This window comes from Mucilaginibacter rubeus (assembly GCF_014643835.1).
Taxonomy (GTDB): Bacteria; Bacteroidota; Bacteroidia; order Sphingobacteriales; family Sphingobacteriaceae; genus Mucilaginibacter; species Mucilaginibacter rubeus.
Genome location: NZ_BMKD01000001.1, coordinates 247,827 through 271,832, shown reverse-complemented (window position 1 = coordinate 271,832; position 24,006 = coordinate 247,827). Strand labels below are relative to the sequence as shown.

Annotated in this window: 18 protein-coding genes; 10 read left to right on the top strand and 8 right to left on the bottom strand. The window is 43.3% G+C overall.

All coding sequences use genetic code 11. The features are described 5' to 3' along the window. Positions 1-9: 9 nt before the first annotated feature. The 5 genes from IEX80_RS01095 to IEX80_RS01075 all read right to left on the bottom strand — a co-directional run bounded on the left by IEX80_RS01095 (position 10) and on the right by IEX80_RS01075 (position 9,474). Positions 10-1,410: an aryl-sulfate sulfotransferase gene (locus IEX80_RS01095; protein ID WP_188831669.1), complete on the bottom strand. Its 1,401-nt coding sequence runs from the start codon at positions 1,408-1,410 to the stop codon at positions 10-12. A gap of 87 nt (positions 1,411-1,497) precedes the next feature. Then, the gene (locus IEX80_RS01090) at positions 1,498-3,018 is read right to left on the bottom strand and encodes a RagB/SusD family nutrient uptake outer membrane protein (RefSeq protein ID WP_188831668.1); all 1,521 of its coding nucleotides are present in this window, start codon (positions 3,016-3,018) and stop codon (positions 1,498-1,500) included. A 40-nt stretch (positions 3,019-3,058) separates the two neighbouring features. Continuing rightward, on the bottom strand, positions 3,059-6,169 hold the full coding sequence (locus IEX80_RS01085) for a SusC/RagA family TonB-linked outer membrane protein (protein WP_188831667.1): 3,111 nt from the start codon (positions 6,167-6,169) through the stop codon (positions 3,059-3,061). Positions 6,170-6,759: 590 nt separating this feature from the next. After that, positions 6,760-8,109, bottom strand: coding sequence for a Gfo/Idh/MocA family protein (locus IEX80_RS01080; RefSeq protein ID WP_188831666.1), 1,350 nt, complete (start codon positions 8,107-8,109; stop codon positions 6,760-6,762). Between the two features lie 24 nt (positions 8,110-8,133). Beyond that, positions 8,134-9,474: a DUF3472 domain-containing protein gene (locus IEX80_RS01075; protein WP_229701475.1), complete on the bottom strand. Its 1,341-nt coding sequence runs from the start codon at positions 9,472-9,474 to the stop codon at positions 8,134-8,136. Between the two features lie 389 nt (positions 9,475-9,863). On the opposite strand from IEX80_RS01075, the gene IEX80_RS01070 reads away from it, so the two are divergent. The 3 genes from IEX80_RS01070 (at position 9,864) to topB (ending at position 14,033) form a co-directional block, all read left to right on the top strand. Beyond that, complete coding sequence (locus IEX80_RS01070; RefSeq protein ID WP_090524728.1) at positions 9,864-10,889, top strand: LacI family DNA-binding transcriptional regulator; 1,026 nt, start codon at positions 9,864-9,866, stop codon at positions 10,887-10,889. An 83-nt stretch (positions 10,890-10,972) separates the two neighbouring features. Then, positions 10,973-12,058 carry a phosphotransferase enzyme family protein gene (locus tag IEX80_RS01065; protein ID WP_090524726.1) on the top strand — a complete coding sequence of 362 codons (1,086 nt, stop codon included), beginning with the start codon at positions 10,973-10,975 and terminating at the stop codon, positions 12,056-12,058. A 115-nt stretch (positions 12,059-12,173) separates the two neighbouring features. Further along, positions 12,174-14,033 (top strand): DNA topoisomerase III, encoded by a 1,860-nt coding sequence (gene topB, locus IEX80_RS01060; RefSeq protein WP_188831664.1) that lies wholly within the window; start codon positions 12,174-12,176, stop codon positions 14,031-14,033. Here topB and IEX80_RS01055 read toward each other — a convergent pair. Then, the gene (locus tag IEX80_RS01055) at positions 14,023-14,178 is read right to left on the bottom strand and encodes a hypothetical protein (RefSeq protein ID WP_175489910.1); all 156 of its coding nucleotides are present in this window, start codon (positions 14,176-14,178) and stop codon (positions 14,023-14,025) included. The two genes, topB and IEX80_RS01055, sit on opposite strands and share 11 nt — an antisense overlap. Before the next feature lie 6 nt (positions 14,179-14,184). Between IEX80_RS01055 and IEX80_RS01050 the strand changes: the two genes are divergently transcribed. Beyond that, positions 14,185-14,796 (top strand): hypothetical protein, encoded by a 612-nt coding sequence (locus IEX80_RS01050; RefSeq protein ID WP_188831663.1) that lies wholly within the window; start codon positions 14,185-14,187, stop codon positions 14,794-14,796. Positions 14,797-15,450: 654 nt separating this feature from the next. Here IEX80_RS01050 and xth read toward each other — a convergent pair. Then, positions 15,451-16,230 carry an exodeoxyribonuclease III gene (gene xth, locus IEX80_RS01045; protein ID WP_188831662.1) on the bottom strand — a complete coding sequence of 260 codons (780 nt, stop codon included), beginning with the start codon at positions 16,228-16,230 and terminating at the stop codon, positions 15,451-15,453. Positions 16,231-16,340: 110 nt separating this feature from the next. Continuing rightward, positions 16,341-16,532, bottom strand: coding sequence for a hypothetical protein (locus IEX80_RS01040; RefSeq protein WP_139159915.1), 192 nt, complete (start codon positions 16,530-16,532; stop codon positions 16,341-16,343). Positions 16,533-16,655: 123 nt separating this feature from the next. On the opposite strand from IEX80_RS01040, the gene IEX80_RS01035 reads away from it, so the two are divergent. Genes IEX80_RS01035 through IEX80_RS01010 form a run of 6 tightly spaced genes read left to right on the top strand, consistent with a single transcriptional unit; the run spans position 16,656 to position 23,973 of the window. Beyond that, positions 16,656-17,504, top strand: a complete 849-nt coding sequence (locus IEX80_RS01035; protein ID WP_188831661.1) for an ABC transporter ATP-binding protein — start codon at positions 16,656-16,658, stop codon at positions 17,502-17,504. After that, positions 17,497-18,267, top strand: a complete 771-nt coding sequence (locus IEX80_RS01030) for a hypothetical protein (RefSeq protein ID WP_188831660.1) — start codon at positions 17,497-17,499, stop codon at positions 18,265-18,267. Before IEX80_RS01035 ends, IEX80_RS01030 begins: the two co-directional genes overlap by 8 nt. Before the next feature lie 11 nt (positions 18,268-18,278). Continuing rightward, entirely contained in the window at positions 18,279-18,686 is a 408-nt protein-coding gene (locus tag IEX80_RS01025) for a GntR family transcriptional regulator (RefSeq protein WP_112655279.1), read from the top strand. After that, positions 18,670-19,407, top strand: coding sequence for a hypothetical protein (locus IEX80_RS01020; RefSeq protein ID WP_188831659.1), 738 nt, complete (start codon positions 18,670-18,672; stop codon positions 19,405-19,407). Before IEX80_RS01025 ends, IEX80_RS01020 begins: the two co-directional genes overlap by 17 nt. A gap of 17 nt (positions 19,408-19,424) precedes the next feature. After that, on the top strand, positions 19,425-20,312 hold the full coding sequence (locus IEX80_RS01015; RefSeq protein WP_188831658.1) for an ABC transporter ATP-binding protein: 888 nt from the start codon (positions 19,425-19,427) through the stop codon (positions 20,310-20,312). A 22-nt stretch (positions 20,313-20,334) separates the two neighbouring features. Then, positions 20,335-23,973: an ABC transporter permease/M1 family aminopeptidase gene (locus IEX80_RS01010; protein ID WP_188831657.1), complete on the top strand. Its 3,639-nt coding sequence runs from the start codon at positions 20,335-20,337 to the stop codon at positions 23,971-23,973. The last annotated feature ends 33 nt before the right edge of the window (positions 23,974-24,006 follow it).

Below are 24,006 nucleotides of genomic sequence, written 5' to 3'. Positions count from 1 at the left end.
TTTAATGATCTATGGTTTTAAATATGGATCAAGCTGTTCGTATTTTATAAAACCTGCACGGTAAGTTGGCACCGATGTTTCCATCGTCCATTGCAAAACGCCTTTATCATTTGCCAGCACCACAATATGCCTTTTGGAGCAACATACCAATGTGGTTGTATCATTGATCATATAGGCACTGCCCATACGTCCGTTAAAAATTTCTTTAGGTAGTTTAATGTGCATGGCAATGGTCGACGTTTGATTTTTCTCATCAATTTTCATTGCATACACGCCAGACTGGTGTTTCTCCACTCCATTATCAAAAAACATCAGATTGCCCTGTTTATTGATATGGGCGGCATGGGCCTGGGTAAAGTTGCAATCGGCAGGCATGGCTATGGTACCGCCTTTACCAAATTTGTAGATAACCTTACCATCGCGCGAGTTAATTTTCCAGATCTGCCCGTTGTTGTAGAACGACATCAGGTAATTGCCGTCTGTATCATAGCTGAGACTGTTGGCATGCATCCAATCTTTTTTAGTTTTCAGGATTTTGGGATCTTTCAGCGGATCCATTACATCAAACACACTCCATTTATAAAGCTGCTTGCCGGCTTTATCCATCACCATAATGCCATCTCCGTTAACCGTATCCTGTTTACTGCCACCAACTGATGTGAGGTCCATGATTTTTTGATCAACAAAAATGGTTACCAGCTGGCCTTTATCATTCTTCAGGATTTCGTGATGAATGGTTTGCCTGAAATCACCCTGCCCTTTGGGGAGGTGCAGCAAAGTATCGCCCAGCATATTGATCTCCAGTATCTCGCTGCCATAGCTGGTGGGTTCGTCATTACGGCCTAAAATAGAGAGCAGGGTTTTTTCCTTTGTAAAGTTAATCACCTTAAAACCCAACCTGTCAATCATGTGGTACCACCTGATTTGCCCTTTGGCATCAACCAAAAACGCCACACCGGGCGCATAACGTTTGTTGATAAGCATTAAGCCGTCATTAAACTGTACCGGCAGTGTTGCTTTTGCAGCAGTTTTTGCATGAAACTGTTCCTGTAAAAACAATGGCAACTCGTGCGATTTAAAAGTATGAGGTTTGCTGACAACCGTATCTCCACCGTCAACGGTTACAATATGGTATGAATAAGTGGTATCGGGCAAAATATTGCAAAGTACAAGCTTATATGATGTGCCGTTACTGGTAGTAGTCGACCGGTATTTAACCGGCTGCTTGCCTTCTATCCAGTATTCGGCGTACAGATCAACAGGCTTGCTGGTCATAACATCAAGCTTAATTTTTAGCTCGTTATTATTATACAGGCCTATGTGAATTTCTTTTATCAGATTACCACCAGAGCAACCACAGATGATCGAAATCAACAGCCCCTTCGCTAAAACTTTAAACCAATCCTTCATCACTAATTTTGTAATACCGGTTAAACAGTAAAGAATATACACCCCATTGAAGGCTGTATACTCTTTACTAATATTTGAATTTTATGCTTATTGCTGCCTGCCCGCATTATTCAGCTTGGGGTTGATGTTAACCTGGTTAAGCGGATATGGGAAATACTCGTCGCGCGGCAACTGTACGGTATTGGTTTGGCCAACACGTTTCAGATAGGCGTTCACGATCACATCATATTTGCCAAAGCGTTTCAGGTCGGCCCTTCTTTTGCCTTCATAATATAGCTCCCAGCCGCGTTCCTGTAACAATGCATCGCGGAAAGTTGCCTGGGTCAAATTAGCCTGCACCAATAATTTGGCATGTGAGCGGCCTTTAACCTGGTTTACTAATGAAACAGCCTCTGCGGTTGGACCATTCAATTCGTTTAAAGCTTCGGCGCGACTTAATAACACATCTGCATAGCGTAAAACATCCACACTATGGCCATCATAGTAAGTGTTGGCCCCATTTGGATCGGCATACTTCATGGTTGCAACATCCGGCATATACAATACTCCATCCGGAGCGGTAGCGCCCTGCGAAGGGGCTTGTTTGTGGGTTAAGCCGTCGACGCCCTGGTATTGGGTGAAGAACATCTTTTTACGGTCATCCTCATCGCCATAGCTGTTGTAAAAATCCCAGGTTACAGCGTAGTACTGCCACCTGTCGGTTAACACCGGATGGCTTAGCGGACCGAAGTGGTTCAATAACTCTGTTCCGTTAACGTTAGCATCGCTTAATACCGAGAAGATATTTTCAGCACACCAGGTGTTTGATTCTTTAAACAAACCATCATAGGTTGGATATAACTGGTAAATACCCAAATCCATTACCTGTTTGGTTAAATCAGCAACTTTTTGCCATTGGTGCTCACGCAGATAAACCTTAGCCAGCAGGAACATCGCCGCACCTTTAGTGGCCCGGCCAACATCGTTAGTTGTGTAGATATCACTTTTTGTGTAATCTTTAGGCAAAACATTGATTGCATTTTGCAGGTCGCTGATCATCAGCGCGTCAACATCCGCAACAGGGCTTGGCGCAGTTTGCGCCTTATAATCAGGATTGGCTATATCTTTTTCCGTAGTTAAGATCACCGGTCCCCAGGCATCAGTAAGATCGGAATAAGCAATGGCACGTAAAAATTTCATTTCGGCTAAAAACTGATTTTTCTGGGCATCTGTAATACTTTTCATTGCCGAAATATTATAGATAGCGTTGTTTGCGTTGGCCACCAATTTATAGATCTGCCTATAATCTTCAGCTATCAAACCGTTGGCCGAGTTCCATTGCACCAGTGACAGTTGGCCCGGGTCACCGGCGTAGCTACAGTGACCTACATCAGTAGTTAAGTCGGTGAGGGCGAAGTGCCTTACTGTCCAATAATCAAAGTTATCACCAACCGCCGGACCTTTAAGGCGGGCATAAACTGCATTCACGGCAGCAATAGCATCTGATTTGGTTAAAAATGCATTTTGACTTGTTAAGCTGCTATATATCTTTGGTTCAAGGCTGGACTTGTTACACGAAAATTGTGTAATAACCGCAGTTGCAAGGAGTAGAATATTATATTTTTTCATTTTGATTTAAATTTTGTTGATCCCTTAAATGGATAATTCATTAATGGATTGATGCCTTAATACCGAATGTTATGGTTCTGAATGCCGGGAACGAGTTGAAGTCCAAACCACCGGCAGTAGCAGACCTTAAGGCTACCTGGCCAGGATGTCCATTGGTGTCATCTGCATGTACGTTTGCCTCCGGGTCGGTACCTTTATAACCGGTGATAGTCCACAAGTTTTGAGCTTCGGCATAGATCCTGATACCTTGTAAAATTTTCATATTCTGAAATAATGAGGCAGGGAAGTTATATGCCAGCGTAAGGGATTTTAAACGCACGTAAGAAGCATTTTCAACAAAACGCGAGTTTACGTAGCTGCCATAGGTGCTGAGGTAATAACCCTCACGCGGAACAGATGTATTTTCGTTTTTACCTGCAACAAACCTGTTTAATGCAGCCGCACCGGTTGTTGATTCCAGTACCATGGCGTTCATGTTGTACAGGTAATAATCAAACGCTCCCTGGAAAAATATACCAAGATCGATGCCTTTGTAATGAAAATCATTACCGAAACCTGCCATATAATGCGGGTTAGAGTTGCCCAGATAAGTACGGTCGGCCGGGGTAATTACACCGTCGCCATTAACGTCTTTATATTTAGGGTCACCTGCTTTTGAGTTTAGCTGCGGGCCGTATTTTTCGCCGGTTTTTATAACACCTTCGTAAACATAGCCATACAGTTCGCCTAATTCAATACCTGGTACAACCCTTGTAAATTCCTGCCCCGAAACGGTACCGCTTGGGTTGGCAGTGTTTGTGCTTATTATCGAAACCCCCGGACCTAAATTCAGTGTCTTTTGTTTATTATAAGCAAACGTAACTGTAGTATTCCATGAAAGGTCTTTACTGCGCAGGTTGCTTGTATTTAGCGAAAGTTCGATACCCCTGTTTTGAACAGCTCCTCCATTGATATATTGGGTTCCATTTGTAGCCCCCCATTGTGCTCCAATCGGAACCTGGATCAACAGGTCGGTAGTTTTTTTACTATAATAATCAATACTTGCGTTGATACGGCCATTAGCAAAGCCCATATCTAAACCAATATCCAATTGCCTTGTTGCCTCCCACTGAAGATTAGGGTTTGCAAGGTTTTTAGGTTCGATACCTGTTTGTAGCTGGCCGCTTCCGTTAAGCACTGTGCTGTACGGCCCAAATGTAGCAAGGTATAAGCTTGCGGGAATACGGTCATTACCGGTAACACCATAGCTAACCCGTGCCTTTAAATTTGAGAAAGTATTCAGATCTTTTACAAAATCCTCGTCAGTTAATTTATAAGCTACAGCACCCGCCGGGAAAAAGCCAGAACGTTTGTTTGAACCAAATTGCGACGAACGGTCATCACGATAAGAGAACGACGCCAAAATTTTGTCCTTGTAAGCATAATTTAACCTTGTAAAGTACGATGTAAGAAAAGCTTCTGCCTTGCTACTTCCATAGCCGTTACTTAATGATCCTGCACCTAAGTTATAGTACAGGAACGCATCGGTTGAAAAGCCTTTTGCACCGGATAATAATGATTCAGCAACATCTTTTTGGTTTGATGTACCTAACAATACGGTAAAATCATGGTCTTTTTTGATATTGAACTTATAAGTCAAATAGTTCTCAGCAATCCACCTGAAGTTTGAATAGATCTGTTCGGCAGCTACACCACCTTGTTTTGCACCTGCAATTGTAGTTGTTGGCAGGTACTGCCCGGTGGTGGTTTGATTATATTCTGTACCGGCGGTAAGGTGATAAGTTAAACCGTTAATGATCTTATAATCCAAACCAACATTGGCATTGATCAGCTTATTACCGCTGTTATTAGTTGGCTCTAATAGACCAGCCAGAGCATTGGTTTTTGTACCTTGGGTAACATAATAATTATAAGTACCATCAGCATTGTAAGGTGCTACGTTGGGCGGTGCAGTCAATAAGCTGAACAATGGTGCAGTGATATCGCCACTGTATGACTGTAAAGTTGAGGTTGAATTTGCACCGTAAAAGTTACCGCTGATCTTAATATTCTCGTTAACAGTTTTTTCGGCGCCAATCCTCGCAGTATATCTTTCATAACCGGTATGTTGCAGCACACCTACTTGTTTAATGTGATTACCTGCGATATATAATTTTGAATTCTGATCGCCGGCACTTAAACTAAGGCTTTGATTTTGAACAGTAGCGTTGCGGGTCGCCAGTTTTAACCAGTTTGTGTTGGCCACCTTGAAACTTGATGGATAAGGCTGTGGCTTACCATCTTCAAGGGCAGTAGCATTTTGGATATCGGTATACTGCTGACCGGTTAACAGGTTAGGCTTATAAGTTAAATATTGGGTACCGCCTGATATATCGGCATCTAAAGAAACTTTACCGTTTTTTCCTTTTTTGGTAGTGATCAAAACAACACCATTACCACCTCTTGAACCGTAGATGGCAGTTGCAGATGCATCTTTCAGTACTTGAATGTCTTCAATGTCGTTCGGGTTTACCTGGCTACCTGCCTCACTGATGAAACCGTCAACCACATACAATGGTGCTGTAGAAGTATTGATAGAGTTACCACCCCTCACGGTGATATTAATACCAGCGCCTGGTGCAAAGCTGGCTTGTTGTACCTGTACACCGGCTGCTTTACCCTGGATAGCCTGCCCAATGTTGGCCGTAGTACCACCAAGCGTCAGGTTATCACTTTTGATTGAACTGATGGAACCGGTAAGGTCGCCTTTTTTAACGGTACCGTAACCTACTACCACTACTTCGTTCAGTTTATTAAGGTCCTCCTGTAAAGTGATAGTAACGTCTGAGGATCCGTTAATTGATACTTCCTGTGGTTTATACCCTACATAAGAAACAACCAACACTGTTGAATTGCCCTTCAATGTAATTTTAAACTTACCGGTAACATCGGTTGTAGTAGTGTTTTTGACACCTTTTTGGGTAACGGTGGCGCCAATTACGGGGCCGTCTTTATCTTTTACGCTGCCGCTGATTGTTGTTTGCGCGTTGGCAACTACTGGCAATAATAGTAGCAGGCAACAGCACATCAATTTAAAAAGGCCGTTGATCTGCCTCCTTAAATAAATGTGTTTGCTGAAGCCCTTGTCGGGGTTTGAGTAAATTTTAATCATACGTGGTGGTGTTAGTATTAATTAATTGTTAGTTTTCTGTTGTGGTGGTGAGCCTTGTTTTTGAATATTGGAAATTAGAGATACAGGGTTTCGAAAGCAAAAAAACGCCCCTGCAAACACAGCGCAAACGTTTGTTTTGAACCAAATCAGGCTTATGCAAACGTTTGACTCAAAGTATTTTGCTGCGAAAAAAATTGATTCCTGAAGGTTTTTGTGGTATTGAGCAGGTCGCAACCGGGATGATTCAGGCGCCAATTTTATGGATTCTGCGTATTTGAGGACTAAGCTTGAAGAATTTGATTATGAGTGGATTGGAATAAGATCTACAAACGCAACCTCACTGTGGTATCAGCCGCCACCCAGCTCCAGCTATAGCCGTTAACTTTGGCGGCAAAGGGGGGTTAACAGGGTTAACAGTTTTTTAATTATTTAAACTTAACAACCTAAAAATCAACAATATAAACAAATCACAGGGTTACACCAAAAGCCACCGCTTAGCTATAGCAGGGGTAGCCATACTGCCTTAAAAAAGTAAAGCCCGGCTTTTGGCCGGGCTAAACATAAAACATGCAAAAAAATATAAACGATAATTAAAAGCCGCTGTCGTCAAGCGCGAAGGTGTTTTTGCGCTCTTTCCATTTGCCACGGGTAAAATCAGGAAACGCCACACTGGCGTTGCCTTCTTTCAATGATTTTGTTGACAAGGGCGTAATTACGCTCATGGTAACAGAATCATAAACATCAATAGGTGTTTGGCGTTTTTGCTTAACCGACTCTACGAAAGCATTAAACACAAACCAGTCCATGCCACCGTGACCGGCACCTTCGGCAAACTTTTCGTATTTTTTCCAAAGCGGATGGTCATATTTATCAAACCATTCTTTTGCCGGATCCCATGAATCATCTTCTTTTGATTTATGATCGATATAAACACTTTTGTTTACATCCATCCATAAACCTTTGGTACCCTGCACCCTGAAACCTAATGAATATGGACGAGGCAGGTGTGTATCATGGCTCAGCAACACTGTTTCGCCGTTGGCACAGTTGATCATAGTAGTGGTTACGTCGCCGTTTTTGTAATGGATTTTCGCATTCGGGTGACCAGGCGATAATTCCTCTACATATGCTGCCAAACCCTTTGCTTTGCTGCTAAATGATACCAGGTTAGTAAAACGGTTACCCGCATTGATATTGGCATAATGCATACAAGGGCCTGCGCCGTGGGTTGGGTAGATATCACCATCCACATCGATATTAAACTGCGTACGCCATTGGGCTTCGCTCAGGGCTTTAGGGCCAAACTCAACGCCGCCGCCATAATATTGCTTACCATTATTGAATAATACACCTCTTAAATTATGCTGATATCCTCCTTCCAAATGGATGATTTCGCCAAACAGGTCCTGGCGTACCATATTTAAAGCAGCCATCACATCACGACGATAACAAACGTTTTCAAGCGTCATGTATGGGATACCTGTTTTTTCTGAAGTGTTAACGATATCCCAGTGATCTTCAATTGTAAGACCGGCAATTACTTCGCAACCCACATACTTTCCGGCTTTCATGGCGTCGATAGCTTGCGGATGGTGAAACTGCCATGGTGTGGCTATAATTACCGCGTCAATATCTTTATGGTCGAGCAGTTTTTTGTAGGCATCCAGTCCGCCGGTGTATTCCTTTACGGGTGCATGGCCTTTTTTGGCGATGTATTCGCGGCAAATCTTCAGTGAGCTTTCCTGTGTATCACAAATGGCAACGATCTCCACATCATCGCGAAGCAAACCTTCGGCAATATGGCTCATGCCGCGGGCACCTACGCCTATGTAACCTAAACGGACTTTCGCAGGTGCCGATGCAAACAGCCTTCCTGACGGTAAAATGCTAAAACCGGCTGCCGCAATCGCGCTGGTTTTCAAAAATTGTCTTCTTTCCATATATAATATTGAGGTTTTTGGGGCTTATTTATTAGGGAGTTTTTCAAAATCAATTACAGGCTTTTGCTTTGTTGCGTTGCGATCGTACGGAGTTTTAAGCGGTACGTAATTGTTAAAAAAACCTCCGTTTTGAAGAAAGAACTTGTCGCCTTCCTTTCCTCCTGCATAATCCTTACGATAGTTGGCATTAGCCGTAGCGTCGCCGGTATAAATGGCATGGGTAAGCTCCTGCCAGTTGTTTTCGCTGTCACCTATCCACTGGTTAGTAAAATAAGCTTTGCGGATCTTATCGCCATTTTCAGGTTCAAAATTTTCCACAAACGAATACAAATGCGTTAAATAAGTGGCCTTCTGCGGGCGGGTAAAGCTGGCTATTAAAAACCATTTCCCGGCAGTTACATCTTTAAAATATGCGGTATAAGTGGTTGTGTATTTTGCATTATCCGGCTCGGCGCTAAGCAAAAAGGCGTAAGCTTGCCCGGCTTTCCATGGGAAACGCATATAACTTTGGCCTCCCGAGCCCTCATTCCCGAACTCACCTATATGCACATTACTGCCACTCTTAACCCGTTTAATGCGCATGCTATCCGGGATACTCTTCGGATCTTCAGTATTAAAAGGGCTCCATACTGAAAATAGCACCCTTCGTTCGGTTGCGGAATTTACCTGCATACCGAAATATCCTTCTCCAAAACCATCTGCCATAAAATAAGAGCCTATCACGTCCTGGCCTTGGGGCACGATAATCTCGTTATAAAACCATTTTACTTTATTCTCTTTGTCGGTGGGGACTGGGTAGCGTAAATGCACAGAAGGCCCCCTTCTGCCAAAATGAAATGAGCTGCCTTTTGCAACATATGAAATATCATTATCCGGCTTTTGCAGGGTAATTACCAGGTCAGATACATCTGCATAAACAGTCCCGGTTTTACTGATGCCTTTTAAACTGATCTTTACATAACCCGGCCGACTGATGTGAACCTTCCCAAAACTGACAGTATCAAAGCTTGTGTTGCTTATTTTTTTGACGACAGCATTTTTTCCTGCCGATACCAGCAGCGTACTGTTCCCCTGCGGTACCCGTACCACCAGCGCAAGCTCAAGGTCCTGTGCAACACTAACCCTGAAATAAATATTACAGGTTGATTTTATGCTTCTCAGGCCAATCAAACCTTCATCGGTTATAGTATCCGGCGCGCTTACCCAGGCATTATCACCAAAAGGGATAACATGACGCAGTTTTGAAGCATCAATGTGTACCGTCTGTGCAATGGCAGCTCTATTTCCTATGCAAATAAACAATATTGAAAGACAAATTATAACGGTTTTCTTCATCATTGGGTTATAACACAAGTATCGTTTCATAAATGTACTCGCATTAGTGGCTTTAAGAAAAAATAAATGTTTCAATTTCAACGCAAACGTTTGAAAAATGGGCATAATTATCCCTTAACTGGCATTAATTGAAAAACAGATATTTATCAAACATTATGGGTTGATGACTTCGGCTTCTAAAATTGGAGGTAAATATGCCTGCTAAACGATTATTTCTTTATTGCAGATAAGCGAGGCTCTCTAAATAAAATTAAAAGGGACTATATGGCATTGCCAATATTCAAATCTCCACTATACTAACCGGCCAACCTATGCAAACCGATGATTTAGCCACGCAAACGTTTGCAATGCAGTTAATACAAGCTATTTCATAATAATCGCTTAACTTTAACTATAAAAACAACATTAGCCCGTAATTAATGCAAACAAAGCCAACTACTATAAAAGAGATAGCACAAATATTAGGCATCTCGGTTTCTACAGTTTCAAGGGCCTTGCATGATCATCCGAGCATAGGACTCACCACAAGGGCGAAAGTTAAAAAGCTGGCCGGCGAGTTAAACTATGAGCCTAACCAAACCGCTATTTTTTTGCAAAAGGGCAAAACCCTCACCATCGGGGTCATTTTACCCGAGCTTTCGGAGGCTTTTTTCTCCTCGGCCATAAGCGCTATTGAAGATACTGCCTATAAAAAAAATTATACCGTATTGCTGGCACAATCACATGATGATGAGCAAAAGGAAAAACAGCTGGTTGAAAAAATGAAAAACCACCGGGTTGATGGCCTGCTTGTATCGGTAGGGAAAAATACCTCCTCGTACCAGCATTTTGAAAACTTAAAAAAATACAATATCCCGGTAGTTTATTTCGATAGGATCCCGGCTATACCCAACATCCATTATGTAGCCTGCAATATGGAAATCGGCACCATTGAGGCAGTGAGTTACCTGCTAAAAAAAGGTCACCGGGCAATAGGCATGATCAACGGGCCGCAAACCATGGTTGCTACCGGTGAGCGTAAAGAGGGCTACATCAAAGCCATGACCAAAAACAGGCTTAAATATGACCCTTCACTCATAGTTTCGTGCGACCTTACCGAAGAAGGCACCAGGAAAGCGTTAGATGAATTATTGGCCAGCAAACGCAAACCAACCGCTATAGTAACCTTTAATGATTATGTAGCACTTTTTGCTATTAAACATGCCAGTAAACTAAACATCAGGATCAATAAGGATCTTGAATTTGTAAGCTATGCCAATTTACCGCTAATCAATTATATGGAGAATATTCCCGCCGCTTCGGTTGAACAATTCCCATATTTACAGGGACAAAAAGCAACTGATATTTTGATGGACCTGCTGCACCACCAGGGTACCGGCGGCAATGAACCAAGCGCCTTTTACAAGGTGATCATTGAATCGCAACTGGTTGAAAACAAAAAATAAACCTAAACAAAAAAACACTCAAACGTTTGCGCATGGCTATCGTTTATGAAATTAGCTATGTTTGATGAGTTAACGTCTATAATATGTTTGATGATATCCTTATAAATTTTGGATTAAACGTTTCTGAATACCATATCCGGCCTTTTGGTTCGGGTTTAATAAACTATACTTATAAAATAAGTGGTGCTAACCATTCCTATATTCTTCAGCAAATCAACGTCGCTGTTTTCAAAAGGCCCCATCATATCGACAGCAACCTTGTACTAATCAAAGAGTATCTTGATAAACACAAGCCAGGTTATTTATTTGTAGCCCCGCTAAAGAATCAAAACGGGAAATCGATCATTCAAGCCGCCGACGGTAAGTTTTACCGGCTTTTCCCATTTATTGAAGGGTCACATACAGTAAACTTTTTGCAGGATACAAAGGAAGCCTATAGCGCCGCGGTGCAGTTTGGCCGGTTTACCCGTTTGTTAAATCATTTTGACATCAGCAAACTCGAATACACGCTTCCGGATTTTCATAATCTAAAATTACGGGTTGCACAGTTTGAACAGGCTTTAAAAACAGCCGAACGCCGAAAACTGGAACAGGCAGCTAAGGAAGTAAAAGCTGCTGATGATCATATCAACATATTGCATACCTATAACCTATTTACAACCAATAACGAAATCCCGCTCCGGGTGATCCACCACGATACCAAAATAAATAATGTGCTGTTTGACAAAGAGCAAAACGCGCTATGTATTGTTGACCTTGATACAGTAATGCCCGGCTATTATTTAAGCGATGTTGGCGACATGATGCGTACCTATTTATCGCCCGCCAACGAAGAGGAAAAAGATCTGGATAAAATTATCATCAGGACAGATTTTTTCAGAGCGATATATAAAGGTTATATGAGTGAAATGAGCAACATCCTTACTGAAACTGAAAAACAGTATTTCACCTTTTCGGGCAAACTAATGATCTATATGCAGGGCCTCCGTTTTTTAACCGATTTTTTAAATAACGATATTTACTATGGTACACAATATGAAGGGCATAATTTGATCAGGGCTAAAAACCAGTTTAAACTACTTGAAGGTTACATCAATGCCGAACCTGTATTTAGTGAAATAATTGCCGGTGTAGATAAAGAATTACTGACCACTGCCAACGGCATTTAACCTGTCGGGCCGCACAATGTTACCAACAAACCTTGCACAGGCCTCGCTAAATTCATACTTTCGACGCCCGTATTGGCAGCAACCGGCCTAAACCGGGGCATGGGAAACAACATTTATGAAAGTTATTATAGCCGAAAAACCATCTGTAGCCAGGGAAATTGCCAAAGTTTTTGGGGCAACTACAAAGAAAGACGGTTATATTGAAGGCAAGGGTTTCACCTTTACCTGGGCTTTCGGTCACCTGCTGCAGCTTGCCGCCCCGCAGGAGTATGGTTATTACGGCTGGAGCGTTCAGCACCTGCCGATGCTGCCTCAAAAGTTTAAGCTCTCTATTCGTAAAGTAAAAACCAAGGATGGTTTGGTGGATGATCCATCAGTAAAAAAACAACTGGATACCATTCAAAAGCTATTTGATGAATCCACTGAGATCATTGTAGCAACGGATGCCGGGCGCGAAGGGGAACTCATCTTTCGCTATATTTACTATTACTTAAAATGCAAAAAGCCTTTTAAAAGGCTCTGGATCTCATCGCAAACTGATGAGGCTATCAAAGAGGGCTTCCGTAACCTGAAGCCCGGCAGCGATTATGATACACTGTTCAATTCGGCCCATTGCCGTTCCCAGTCGGACTGGCTGGTAGGTATGAACGCCACGCAGGCACTTAGTCTTTCATCGGGGATCCGTGGCGCGGTACTTTCATTAGGCCGGGTGCAAACCCCCACCCTTGCCATGATCTGTTCTCGGTACCTGGAAAACAAAAACTTCGTACCCGAAACATTTTACCAGGTAAGCATTCACCCCGATAAAGACGGGCAGGTATTTAAAGCGATATCTGCCGAAAATTATAAAACAAAAGATGAAGCACAGGCCGTGCTTGACAAGGTACAGGATATTGAAGGCGGCTTTCCGCAGGGCGGTCATATTTTACAGGTAGAAGCAAAACCACGTAAAGAACCACCTCCTTTGCTGCACGACCTGAGCAGTCTGCAGCAGGAAGCCAACAAACGCAAAGGTTTCACCGCCGATCAAACCCTTACCATCCTCCAAAACCTTTACGAAAACAAACTGGTTACCTATCCCCGTACCGGCAGCCGCTATATAGGCGACGATGTTTTTGCAGGCGTGCCTGCACTGATTGAAAAGCTGGAACAACATCCGCTGTTTGGCAAACAAGCCATTGCGTTGGGCAGCGCTACGCTTAACAAACGAAGTGTAAATGCAAAAAAAGTAACAGATCACCACGCCGTGCTTACTACCGGCGAAAACCCGCACCAGCTTTCGCCTGATCAGCAAGCTGTTTACGACATGGTGGCCGGCCGTATGCTCGAAGCATTTCATCAGGATTGTATTAAGGAAGTCACAAAAATTGTGGTGCAATCGGGCGCTAAATTCAACGCCAGCGGAACGGTGATCCATACTGCCGGCTGGCGTTCTGTATTTAACGATAAGGAAGACGACAAAAAGGACGAAGAGAACGCAACGCTGCCTAAAGTAACCCAGGGCGAAAACCTCCCGATAACAGCCAAAGCCCTGCTCGAAAAGCAAACCAAACCCCGGCCACTATACAACGAAGCCACCCTGCTTAAGGCATTGGAAACGGCAGGCAAAGAGATTGACGACGAAGAGCTGCGTTATGCCATGAAAGATAGCGGCCTCGGAACGCCGGCAACAAGGGCGGCCATTATTGAAACCCTGCTAAAACGCAATTACATTATCAGGGAAAAGAAAAACCTGGTGCCCACCCCTACCGGCATTGCTGTTTATGAAGTAGTAAAAAACCAGCAGATAGCCCAGGCCGAACTTACAGGTACTTGGGAGAAACGCCTCGAAGAGATCCGCTCAGGAGCTTCGGTTACCGAATTCCAGAACGAGATCAAAACCTATACACGAGCTATTACTTCTGAGCTTTTAGCACAAGGCAAATCATTAAAAATCCCGGCTATGGAAGAAGTCGGGAGTAAAGTTACAACCTAAAGGATGGCGACATGAATAGCGCTATCAATAAGAATAACAGGGCCTTAACTGCAACTACTCCGGCGCTGGTTAAAACGTTAAGTGTCGATTTTACTTTGGTAACACGATAAATTTGATATTCGTCCGTATAAAAGCTTACATTCATTGCATTATGGATCTAACCACGCTTATTGTCATTACCATTATAGTTTTTATTATAGCATTTGCGGCTTTCAGGTTATTTGATGTTAAGAAGAAAAAGAAGAAACTTGAATTGGAGCGATCAGCAAGGATTTTACCACTTTATAAAAAGGCGGAAGCAGCTGCAGGTTTAACCGCCGAAGATGTTTTGCCCTTTGCCAAAAACCCGCTTACCCGCTACGACACCTTTTTGTATTTAAAAGAACTTGAGGAATTACACTTGTTCCCGGAGGCATACCTTACGCTTATTAAAGGAGCGGAAAGCTCACTGGCCCAATGGCTGGAATTCCCTACCGAATTGGATGCCTGCCCCGACGAAATTGAACATATTAAACGGGTTACCATTGATTTTGACGGCAGAAACAATTTTATCCACTACGAGGTGTTTAAATACCGTGTAAACCCACCCCACTGGGCTGCTAAAAACGGGTGGATGCTTGGCGTTGTCGGTCCGTTTTTTGACGATAGCAAACCTTATGATTTCCCCGGGGCTACTTTTAGCAGGGTAAACAGTACCATTGATAAAGTAACCCCGGAAGAAGAGGCCAATTGGGTGCACGAAAACATTGGTATGCGGAGGTAAGCGTCTTCTTCGCTCCTACCATTGACGTGATTAAAGATGGGTGCAATGCTAAGTAAAATTAAATCCGGTGGCCTCTGAAGGTAAAAGGACATCTGCGTTCAAGTAATTGCTGTAAGGAATGAAGCAATCCCCGACAGGCTGGTAACGGGCTTCATTAGTATTTGACTTACATCGTCGCGCTCCTGGCCGCGCGGGGCCAGTTACTTTTGTCGCCACAAAAGTAACCAAAAAGGCTTGCAGCAGAAAGGCTTCTTTGCGCGCAACCTGGCCCCATAGCCATTGGCGCGGCCTTCACCCTGCAAAACGAACAGAACCACGGGCTGCAATTATTTTGCCCCGATTCGCACGCAATGCCTCCGCTTCTGCAAAAACTTGCTATGCCCCTGCAGCCGCACCGCCCACCATCGTTCTGCTCGTTTTCACCCGAAGCTGATCTGCTGCGAAAAACCACATTTTTTATCTTGTCATGGGTAACTCGTCGAAGCATAGTGGGTGGGCCTCTGTGCGCGGCCCTTCGACAGGCTCAGGGTGACAAGCCCTTTCACTCGATTCAAACAACCAATAGCCAAAAGTTACATTACTTCACCTTTAAGACCATAGATTGAACCGAGATTTGCGAAGTTTTAGAAAATCGTAAGTCTTCAATTCTTAAACTCATTCAGCGTCTTTCAGTTCAATCCAAACCGGTGCGTGATCGCTTGTTTTTTCCCAGCCTCGTACATCCCGGTTTACACCTGCAGCTACCAGACGTTTTTCCAGGTGAGGGCTCAGTAAAAAATGATCGATCCGTAAACCGGCGTTACGGCCGTAGGCATCGCGGAAATAATCGAAAAAGGTATAAATCACTTCGGTAGGATAAATTTTGCGGATAGCATCCGTCCAGCCCTGTTCTACCAGTGTTTTAAAGGCTTCGCGTGTTTCAGGGCGAAAGAGCGCGTCATTTACCCAGCGCTCGGGTTTATAAACATCGAGCTCGGTAGGCATTACGTTATAATCGCCGGTTAATATAACCGGTTTATCAGCAGCAAGTAAACCGGCTGCGTGAATTTTAAGGCGTTCAAACCAACCTAATTTATAATCGAACTTGGGTCCGGGTGCAGGATTGCCGTTAGGCAGGTACAGGCAGCCAATGGTAATACCATCAACAAGTGCTTCAATATAACGACTATGCTCATCTTCAGGATCGCCGGGAAGTGCCCGGCATACCTCAGTAATTTCCCTGTCTTTTGCCAGTATCGCAACGCCGTTCCAGCTTTTTTGGCCATGCCAGATGGCTTTATAACCTGCATCAAGTATGGCCTGCTCCGGGAAGTTTTCCTGTGGAGCTTTAAGTTCCTGCAAGCAGGCAACGTCAGGGGATGTTTCCTTTAACCAGCGGAGTAAAACAGGCAGGCGCCCATTTACACCATTTACGTTATACGTAGCTATTTTCATGATGCAATTTAATAGTTTAGGTTATATCATGCATGTTCCAAAATATTAAAAGCACGGCCACCCATCGCAAGCAATTAGTTGCAATGATTCATGAGCGGTAAATTATTCCCTTACTTTTCAAACTCATCCGGGTCCACTTCAGGCTGGCTTGGCTCAGTATCGGGGATTTCATTCGGGATATTTTCCGGCGCTTCTTCGGGCATTTCCGGCTCTCCGGGGTCCGTAGGCTGCCTGATCTCCGGCCGCTCCGGGTTTACCGGCATTTCATCTGGCTCGTTTGGCATGGTTCTCTTCTTTGACATATCTTAATAACTGCTAAGGGATTGATTGGTTTTCAGAAAGATCTTTCTTAACCAAAATATCACTTGCATTTTAAAAATGTTTAATTACATTTGCAGTGTACTACCACACTAATACACTATAAAATGATTCAAATAAGTAATTTGAATTTTAGCTATAACAGCAGGAAGCCGTTGTTTAAAAATCTAAACCTTTCACTAAAGGCCGGCCATATTTATGGTCTACTGGGTAAAAACGGAGCAGGGAAATCAACCCTGCTGAAAAATATTGCCGGCCTGGCTTTTCCGCAATCGGGCAAATGTCTTATCAACGGAACAGAAAGTTCAAAACGATTGGTATCAACCTTACAAAACCTTTATTTTATTGCGGAAGAGGTTTACGTGCCGGCGTTAACTCCGGGACAGTTTTTGGCCCGGACAGCAAGCTTCTACCCTGCCTTCAGCATTACCGACTTTTACAGTTATCTGAAAATATTGGATATTGATCCGGATCTGTTAATGACCAGAATGTCATATGGACAACAAAAAAAGATGATCATCGCTTTCGGGCTGGCTACCAATACCAGTGTACTGATACTTGATGAACCCACCAACGGGCTTGATATTCCTTCAAAGGTTCAGTTCAGAAAATTGATAGCATCTGTTTTAAATGATGAGCGCTGCATTATTATTTCAACCCACCAGGTGAGGGATTTGGACAGTCTTATTGATACCGTGTTGATTTTGGACGATCACCGCATCGTAATTGAGAACTCGATAGATGAGCTTACCGAGAAATTATTTTTCGGTGTTTTTAAAGACCTTACCGGGATGAATGCGCTGTACGAAGAAGAAACCCTCATGGGCAAATACGCTATTGTACAAAACACCACCGGCAAGTACGGAAAAATGGACCTTGAGTTATTATTTAACGCAGCAACAACCAATAGCAGCAAATTACTAAACGCACTAAAACCAAGCACAAATCATGAATAATTACTTCAGTTTAAAGCGCTTTGGCCTGTTGTTTATGAAGCACACTGTAGAGCATTACCGCGCCTATTTAATGTCGGCAGCGGTTTTGGCAGGGGTATTTTTACTTGGCGGTTCGTTTGTGTTTTATATGATCCCGGGTCCGGTAGATGCCGGCTTTCAGATGGCCATGTTTGGAGTACTCATGATTATCGCAGGGCCATTATTTACAAGCACTGTTTTTACTGATCTGGGTGATAAGCGCCGAGCAGTTCCAATGTTAACCCTGCCTGCATCACAACTCGAGAAGTTTATGGTCGGCTGGGTTTATTCGTATGTTATATTCCTTTTGGTGTACACAGGCGTTTTTTACCTGGTATTATTTATCCTGATCAATCTCAAACCCTGGCCGGCGCATCAAATTGAAATACTCACCCTATTTCAGGATAAATTTGTACTGGTGATGATATTGTTTTCCTTGCTGCATGCCGTGACGATATATGGAGCAATCCGGTTCGAAAAATTACACTTTATAAAAACAGGTTTCAGTTTCTTTATTTTTTATGCACTGCTAATCTTTGTGAATACAGTGTTCGTAAGATTTATTGTTGGCAGGCCAATCAAACCGGTAACGCCTTTTTCATTTCTCAATTTCCAGGATGGTATGAACTTTTACTCCATTGGTTTAAATGCGCAGCAATCTGCCTGGGCTTTTATTGTGATTCCTATTATATCGCTGCTGATCTGGATAGCGGCATATTTTAGGTTTAAGGAGAAACAGGCTTAAAAAAGACGATCATGGAATTTAAAGATAACGAAGCGATATACCTCCAGATAGCGGCTTTTGTGAGCGATCAGATCCTGATGGGCAAATGGCCCGGCGGGCAAAAGATTCCATCGGTACGCGATATGGCTGTTGAGCTGGAAGTGAACCCAAATACGGTTATGCGATCGTACGAATTTTTGCAGGGGCTCGAAATTATTTATAATAAACGCGGCCTGGGTTTATTTGTGGCAGAGGATGGCTTTGACAAAGTAAAAGCTTACCGCAAAGAAAACTTTGTGCGTCAGAACTTACCCGAGCTTTTTAAAAACATGTACCTGTTAGGTATATCGATAGATGAGATCAGCCTGCAATATCAACATTTCCAGGCGCAACAAAATAATGAATTAAACCAGGCAAGCAACGATGAAAACAAGCAATAAATTCTTACTTACCGCGGTATTATTACTGTTAGTTTCGGTTGGGATCTATGACTTTCAGCTGAAAGCAGAATATTTTAAAGGTGAGTATAAAAACCCTTATAATGGCTTTAACAACCTAAATTTCCGAAATTTCAAGGTTATTGAGCTTGGTTCATCGACGGCTATCAATATTATGCTGGTTCAAGGGCCATTCAAGATACTTGCTGACCCTGCCGCCATGGAGTTCATGAAAATTGAACAACGGCACGATTCGCTCTTTATTCGTGCCGTGTTTAAAGATAACTTTCATAATGTACAAGCCCCAAACGTTCTGTACATATCCATGCCGCAATTAAATGCGTTTTACGCCGATGCAAAATATAAGGCAGGCGACACTGAAATTGTCGATACCACTGCCGCGCAAGACTTCAAATGGCGCGCTACTACCATCAGTGGTTTCAGCGGGGACGGGCTCAACATTATCCAGGACCATGCTTCCACTGTCCTGCTAAAAAACAACAAGTTTAATGTATTAAATGCCATTATCGGTAAAAGCAACAATAGCTCTTCAAATCTATCTATTGAAACAGGTAACCAATTCAGTAAAACCAACCTCGATATCCGGAACAAAAGCCGCTTGTGGATCAAGGACGATAGCCTCAGCAACATAACCTATAAACTTGCCGACAGCGCTAAACTCGTCCTGAACGGAAATACAAGGATGATCCGTAATAATAAATGACCAAAACTTAGCAAATCATGAAATTAGTAATCAACTCACTCTCTAAAACCTATGCCAACGGCGTACATGCTTTAAAAGATGTTTCGCTGACCCTTAATAACGGCATGTTTGGCCTGCTTGGCCCAAACGGCGCTGGTAAGTCATCACTGATGCGTACTATAGCCACTCTGCAGGAAGCCGATAAAGGCAGCATTTTTTTAGATGAACTGGATGTACTGAAAAACAAAACCGAAGTTAGACAGCTACTCGGTTACTTGCCACAGGAGTTTGGTGTTTATCCCAAAATATCGGCCGAACGAATGCTCGACCATATTGCCCAGCTAAAAGGAGTTGGCAACAACGCCGAGCGCAAAGACCTGGTGCTGCAATTATTAGAAAGCGTAAACCTTTATAAAGACCGGAAAAAGCACCTTGGCACCTACTCCGGCGGTATGAAACAGCGTTTTGGAATAGCACAAGCACTAATCGGTAATCCCAAACTGATTATTGTTGACGAACCCACAGCAGGCCTTGACCCGGCTGAGCGAAACCGTTTTTACAACCTGCTGAGTCGTCTGGGTGAAAATACCATCGTGATCCTGTCGACCCATATTGTTGAGGATGTAAGTACGCTTTGCGCCAATTTCGCTATTATTTGCCAGGGCGAGGTTTTATACGCGGGCGATCCGGAAAGCGCGGTAAATGAGTTGAATGGGAAAATTTACAGCAAAGTGATAACCCAATCAGAACTGGGCTTTTACAAAGATGATTACCAGGTAATATCAACGCAACTTAAAACCGGCAAACTCCACATCCGCATTATAAACGAAGCCGACCCCGGCAACGGTTTTATCAGCAGCACGCCAAACCTGGAAGATGTGTACTTCAGCAACATCGCCACACGTATAGATGTAGATACCATTTAAAACTACTATAAACCAATAGTTTATGTTCCTTAAAATATTTCTGTTCGAGATCCGGAATCGGGTCCGCAGGCCAGCCGTTTACCTTTATTTTTTGGCAGCACTGATATTTACAGTGTTCACTTTTTCAACAGGCTCGTTACCATTAGGCGAAAAAGAGCACATCAACGCGCCTTATGTACTTGCGTTGTGGTGTTCGGGCATCACTATGATGATGACGCTTGTGAGTTCATCAATTATGGGCACTGCCTTATACCGCGACATTGAATACAACACAAAAGATTATTACCTAACCTACCCTATCACCAAAGCAGGTTATTTCTGGGGCCGTTACCTGGGCTCGTTCGTTTTCATGCTCCTGATCTCAACAGCGGTTATCATTGGCGCCTTCATAGGCACCAAGCTGGGCCCTGCTATGGGATGGACGGATGCAAAACAATACGGCCCCAATAACCTCATTTACTATCTGCACCCGTTTTTCACAATCGGGCTGCCTAACGTTTTGTTCACTTCTTCATTGTTTTTTGGACTTGTAGCCATCACCCGCAATGTAAAGGTTATTTACTTTGGCGGTATCCTGCTGTTCCTTTTTTACTTCATCGCGTTGTTTTTTCTTAACCATATTAACAACCCCACGGTAATAAACCTCAGCGATCCTTTTGGGCTTAACGGTATCAGGATGCAAACCAGTTCTTCAAGCATCATTGAGCAAAATACTACCTTATTCCCGGTTACCGGTACGTTTATGCTCAACCGTGTATTATGGGGCGGTATTGGGATAGTTATTGTGCTTTTCACTTATTTCAGGTTTAGCTTTGAGCGTTTCTTTAGCGGCAGGCGTGATAAGGCTGCTATTGACGAGGCAGGCACAAAAACTAAAACCCAGGTAACTATTAAACCAGTTGTTATCTTTACAGGCAAATACAACAGGAATACCTTATACAACCTGGTAAAGGTTGAGCTGCTTAACATCATCCGCGATAACTACTTCTGGATCATATTAATCGCCGGCAGCTTATTCCTCGGTTTTGTATTCTGGCTTGGCGACAACAGGAATGGCGTACCGGATTTTCCGCGTACAGTTACGTTGTTGGCGATCTTCAACGATGCCTTTCCCTTTTTCATTTTCTTTATCCTGATGTTTTATACCGGCGAAACCCTGCACCGCGACAGGGCAACCCGCTATGCTTTTATTAATGACTCTCTCCCGCCTCCAAACTGGATCCTGAACGGATCGAAGCTCATCACCTTATTACTTATTAGTACCGGCTTATCCTTCCTACCCATACTAACCGGGGTTATCGTTCAATTATTAAAAGGTTATCACACATTGAATCTATCAGTGTACTTTCTCTACATAGCCTACATATTGCTGCCTGCACTGCTGGAGATGGTTGTATTTTGCTATGTTGTACACGTTGTTATCAATAACAAATTTGCAGCCCATGGCATAGGCGTGTTTTTATGGGTGATTGTTTTCTTTTTGCGCAAAACCGGCACTTTTGATTATAACCTATTGCTGTATTCCTATACGCCATCGTCGGGAATATCTGATATGACCGGCATAGGGCATATGGCAGCGCCCATTAGCTGGTTCAACCTGTACTGGATGTTGTTTGCTGGTTTGCTGATCGTTGTTTCGGGATTATTTTATTACCGGGGCGTAACATCGTCCTTTAAAGAACGATTACGCCTGCTACCTCAGCGCTTCAATCGCAGTACAGCCTTGATCACTGTAATAGTAGCCATAGCATTTTTGGCTGTAGGCGCATGGAATTACTACAATGTGAGCTTTTTAAACAACTATCTCATCAAGTATGAAAATACCGCAAGGGCCGTGCAGTATGAAAAATCGCTCAAAAAATATGAGCACCTTCCCCTGCCTAAAGTAACCAGCATAAAAATGCAGGTAGAGCTTTACCCGGATAAACAACAGGTAGCCACACACGCATTGGTAACCATCATCAATAAAAACAAAGTTGCCATATCACAAATGCTGCTCGACGGCGATGAGCTCACCAATTATTCGCTTAAAACCAATGGCGTATTGGTTCCGTTTACTACCCCGCTGCTTTATCCCCGCGGATTTTTCAACTGGTTCAGGCCGAAGACAGATACTGCTGACTTCCGGTTATACAAGTTCATAAAACCGCTAATGCCGGGCGATTCATTAACATTAGAGATCAACTCAGAAATAGTGCATAAAGGGTTTACCAATGGCATGTATGCTGCAGCTCTCATTAACAACGGCACATTTTTTAACGGTGGATTGCCTGGCCTTGGGTATGATGAAGATGATGAGCTAAACAGCCCTTATGAACGCAAAAAAGCTGGTTTGCCCGAAAAAAAGGAGGAGGAAATACAGCAAAATAACCCCGAAGGCATCAATACACTTAAAGCAGGTAGGGCCGCCGATCTTTTGAAACTTGATGTTACAGTTGGCACACTCGCCGGTCAAACAGCTATTGCTCCGGGGCAGCTCGTAAAAAACTGGCAGCAGAATGGCCGTAACTACTTCCATTATGTGCAGGATAAGCCCGGTATGTATATGCCAATGGGTATTATATCAGAAAGACTGGCCGTAAAAAAAGCCGCTGTTCAACTGGACCACAACGTAAATATCGAGGTTTATTATAATCCTGAGCACAGCACCAATATCGACAGGTATATCGCGGCTTATAAAGATGGTTTAAATTATTACAGCAAGGTTTATGGTGCCTATCCGTTTAATGATATCCGACTGGTGGAAACGTCTGTTTACGGTCCGCAGGATGCCTCCATGACAACGCTGGACACTTACGCAGAATACTTTGGCTGGAATGCCGATTTCAGGGATCCCAATAGCTTTGATTATTGCTATGCCAATACAACAAGGCTGCTGTCGCAACAATGGTGGCGTTTCCAGACAGCCCCAAACAGCACTGTAGGAAGTTTAGTGATCCCCGAGGGCCTTTCAAACTATGATCAACTGGTAATGTCCGAACATAAATACGGTAAGGACAACATGCGTTATATCGTTTTAGACCAGTTATGGTATTACCTGTTTATCAGGCGGCACCTTAATGAAAACGAGCATCCCTTGATCAAGGCCAATCAATGGTTTTTATGGGGTGGAAAAGCAAGCGTGGCACTGTATGGTTTGCGCGACCTGATTGGCGAAGACAGTCTGAACGTGGCACTGCGCGAATTTAAAAAGGCCTATACTTTTAAAACAGACGGCCCGTTTGCCGGCGCCAACAATCTTTATCAATGCCTTCAAAAGCATGTGCCCGATTCGCTGCAGTATTACCTTACCGATACCTGGCAAAAGATCACACTATATGATAACAGGGTGGTTGAAGCCAGCAGCAAACCGACAGGTAATAAAAATGAATATAAAATTACTTTTAAGCTTGATGTTGGCAAAGTTTGGAAGGATGCCAAAAACAACGATATCCCGGCTGTAAACATGAACGATTATATTGATATCGGGATTTTCGGTAAGCAGGTTCAAGGTGCCGGTAACCGGATGGTGAGTAATACCCTGTACATCAAAAAGTATAAGCTTAAACGCGGGGTACAGCAAATCAGTGTTATTGTTAAAGGCCAGCCCGCCTCTGTAGGCATCGATCCGTTCAGTAAACTCATTGACAGAAATCCTAACGATAATATCAAAGACCTTTAAAAGCAAAAAACGGGGTTGCGCAAAACGTACCCC

What these genes read in the sequence shown, in the direction of transcription:
- IEX80_RS01095 (WP_188831669.1), bottom strand. Translation starts at nt 1,410, where the DNA reads ATGAAGGATTGGTTTAAAGTTTTAGCGAAGGGGCTGTTGATTTCGATC.
- IEX80_RS01090 (WP_188831668.1), bottom strand. Translation starts at nt 3,018, where the DNA reads ATGAAAAAATATAATATTCTACTCCTTGCAACTGCGGTTATTACACAA.
- IEX80_RS01085 (WP_188831667.1), bottom strand. Translation starts at nt 6,169, where the DNA reads ATGATTAAAATTTACTCAAACCCCGACAAGGGCTTCAGCAAACACATT.
- IEX80_RS01080 (WP_188831666.1), bottom strand. Translation starts at nt 8,109, where the DNA reads ATGGAAAGAAGACAATTTTTGAAAACCAGCGCGATTGCGGCAGCCGGT.
- IEX80_RS01075 (WP_229701475.1), bottom strand. Translation starts at nt 9,474, where the DNA reads ATGAAACGATACTTGTGTTATAACCCAATGATGAAGAAAACCGTTATA.
- IEX80_RS01070 (WP_090524728.1), top strand. Translation starts at nt 9,864, where the DNA reads ATGCAAACAAAGCCAACTACTATAAAAGAGATAGCACAAATATTAGGC.
- IEX80_RS01065 (WP_090524726.1), top strand. Translation starts at nt 10,973, where the DNA reads ATGTTTGATGATATCCTTATAAATTTTGGATTAAACGTTTCTGAATAC.
- topB (WP_188831664.1), top strand. Translation starts at nt 12,174, where the DNA reads ATGAAAGTTATTATAGCCGAAAAACCATCTGTAGCCAGGGAAATTGCC.
- IEX80_RS01055 (WP_175489910.1), bottom strand. Translation starts at nt 14,178, where the DNA reads ATGAATGTAAGCTTTTATACGGACGAATATCAAATTTATCGTGTTACC.
- IEX80_RS01050 (WP_188831663.1), top strand. Translation starts at nt 14,185, where the DNA reads ATGGATCTAACCACGCTTATTGTCATTACCATTATAGTTTTTATTATA.
- xth (WP_188831662.1), bottom strand. Translation starts at nt 16,230, where the DNA reads ATGAAAATAGCTACGTATAACGTAAATGGTGTAAATGGGCGCCTGCCT.
- IEX80_RS01040 (WP_139159915.1), bottom strand. Translation starts at nt 16,532, where the DNA reads ATGTCAAAGAAGAGAACCATGCCAAACGAGCCAGATGAAATGCCGGTA.
- IEX80_RS01035 (WP_188831661.1), top strand. Translation starts at nt 16,656, where the DNA reads ATGATTCAAATAAGTAATTTGAATTTTAGCTATAACAGCAGGAAGCCG.
- IEX80_RS01030 (WP_188831660.1), top strand. Translation starts at nt 17,497, where the DNA reads ATGAATAATTACTTCAGTTTAAAGCGCTTTGGCCTGTTGTTTATGAAG.
- IEX80_RS01025 (WP_112655279.1), top strand. Translation starts at nt 18,279, where the DNA reads ATGGAATTTAAAGATAACGAAGCGATATACCTCCAGATAGCGGCTTTT.
- IEX80_RS01020 (WP_188831659.1), top strand. Translation starts at nt 18,670, where the DNA reads ATGAAAACAAGCAATAAATTCTTACTTACCGCGGTATTATTACTGTTA.
- IEX80_RS01015 (WP_188831658.1), top strand. Translation starts at nt 19,425, where the DNA reads ATGAAATTAGTAATCAACTCACTCTCTAAAACCTATGCCAACGGCGTA.
- IEX80_RS01010 (WP_188831657.1), top strand. Translation starts at nt 20,335, where the DNA reads ATGTTCCTTAAAATATTTCTGTTCGAGATCCGGAATCGGGTCCGCAGG.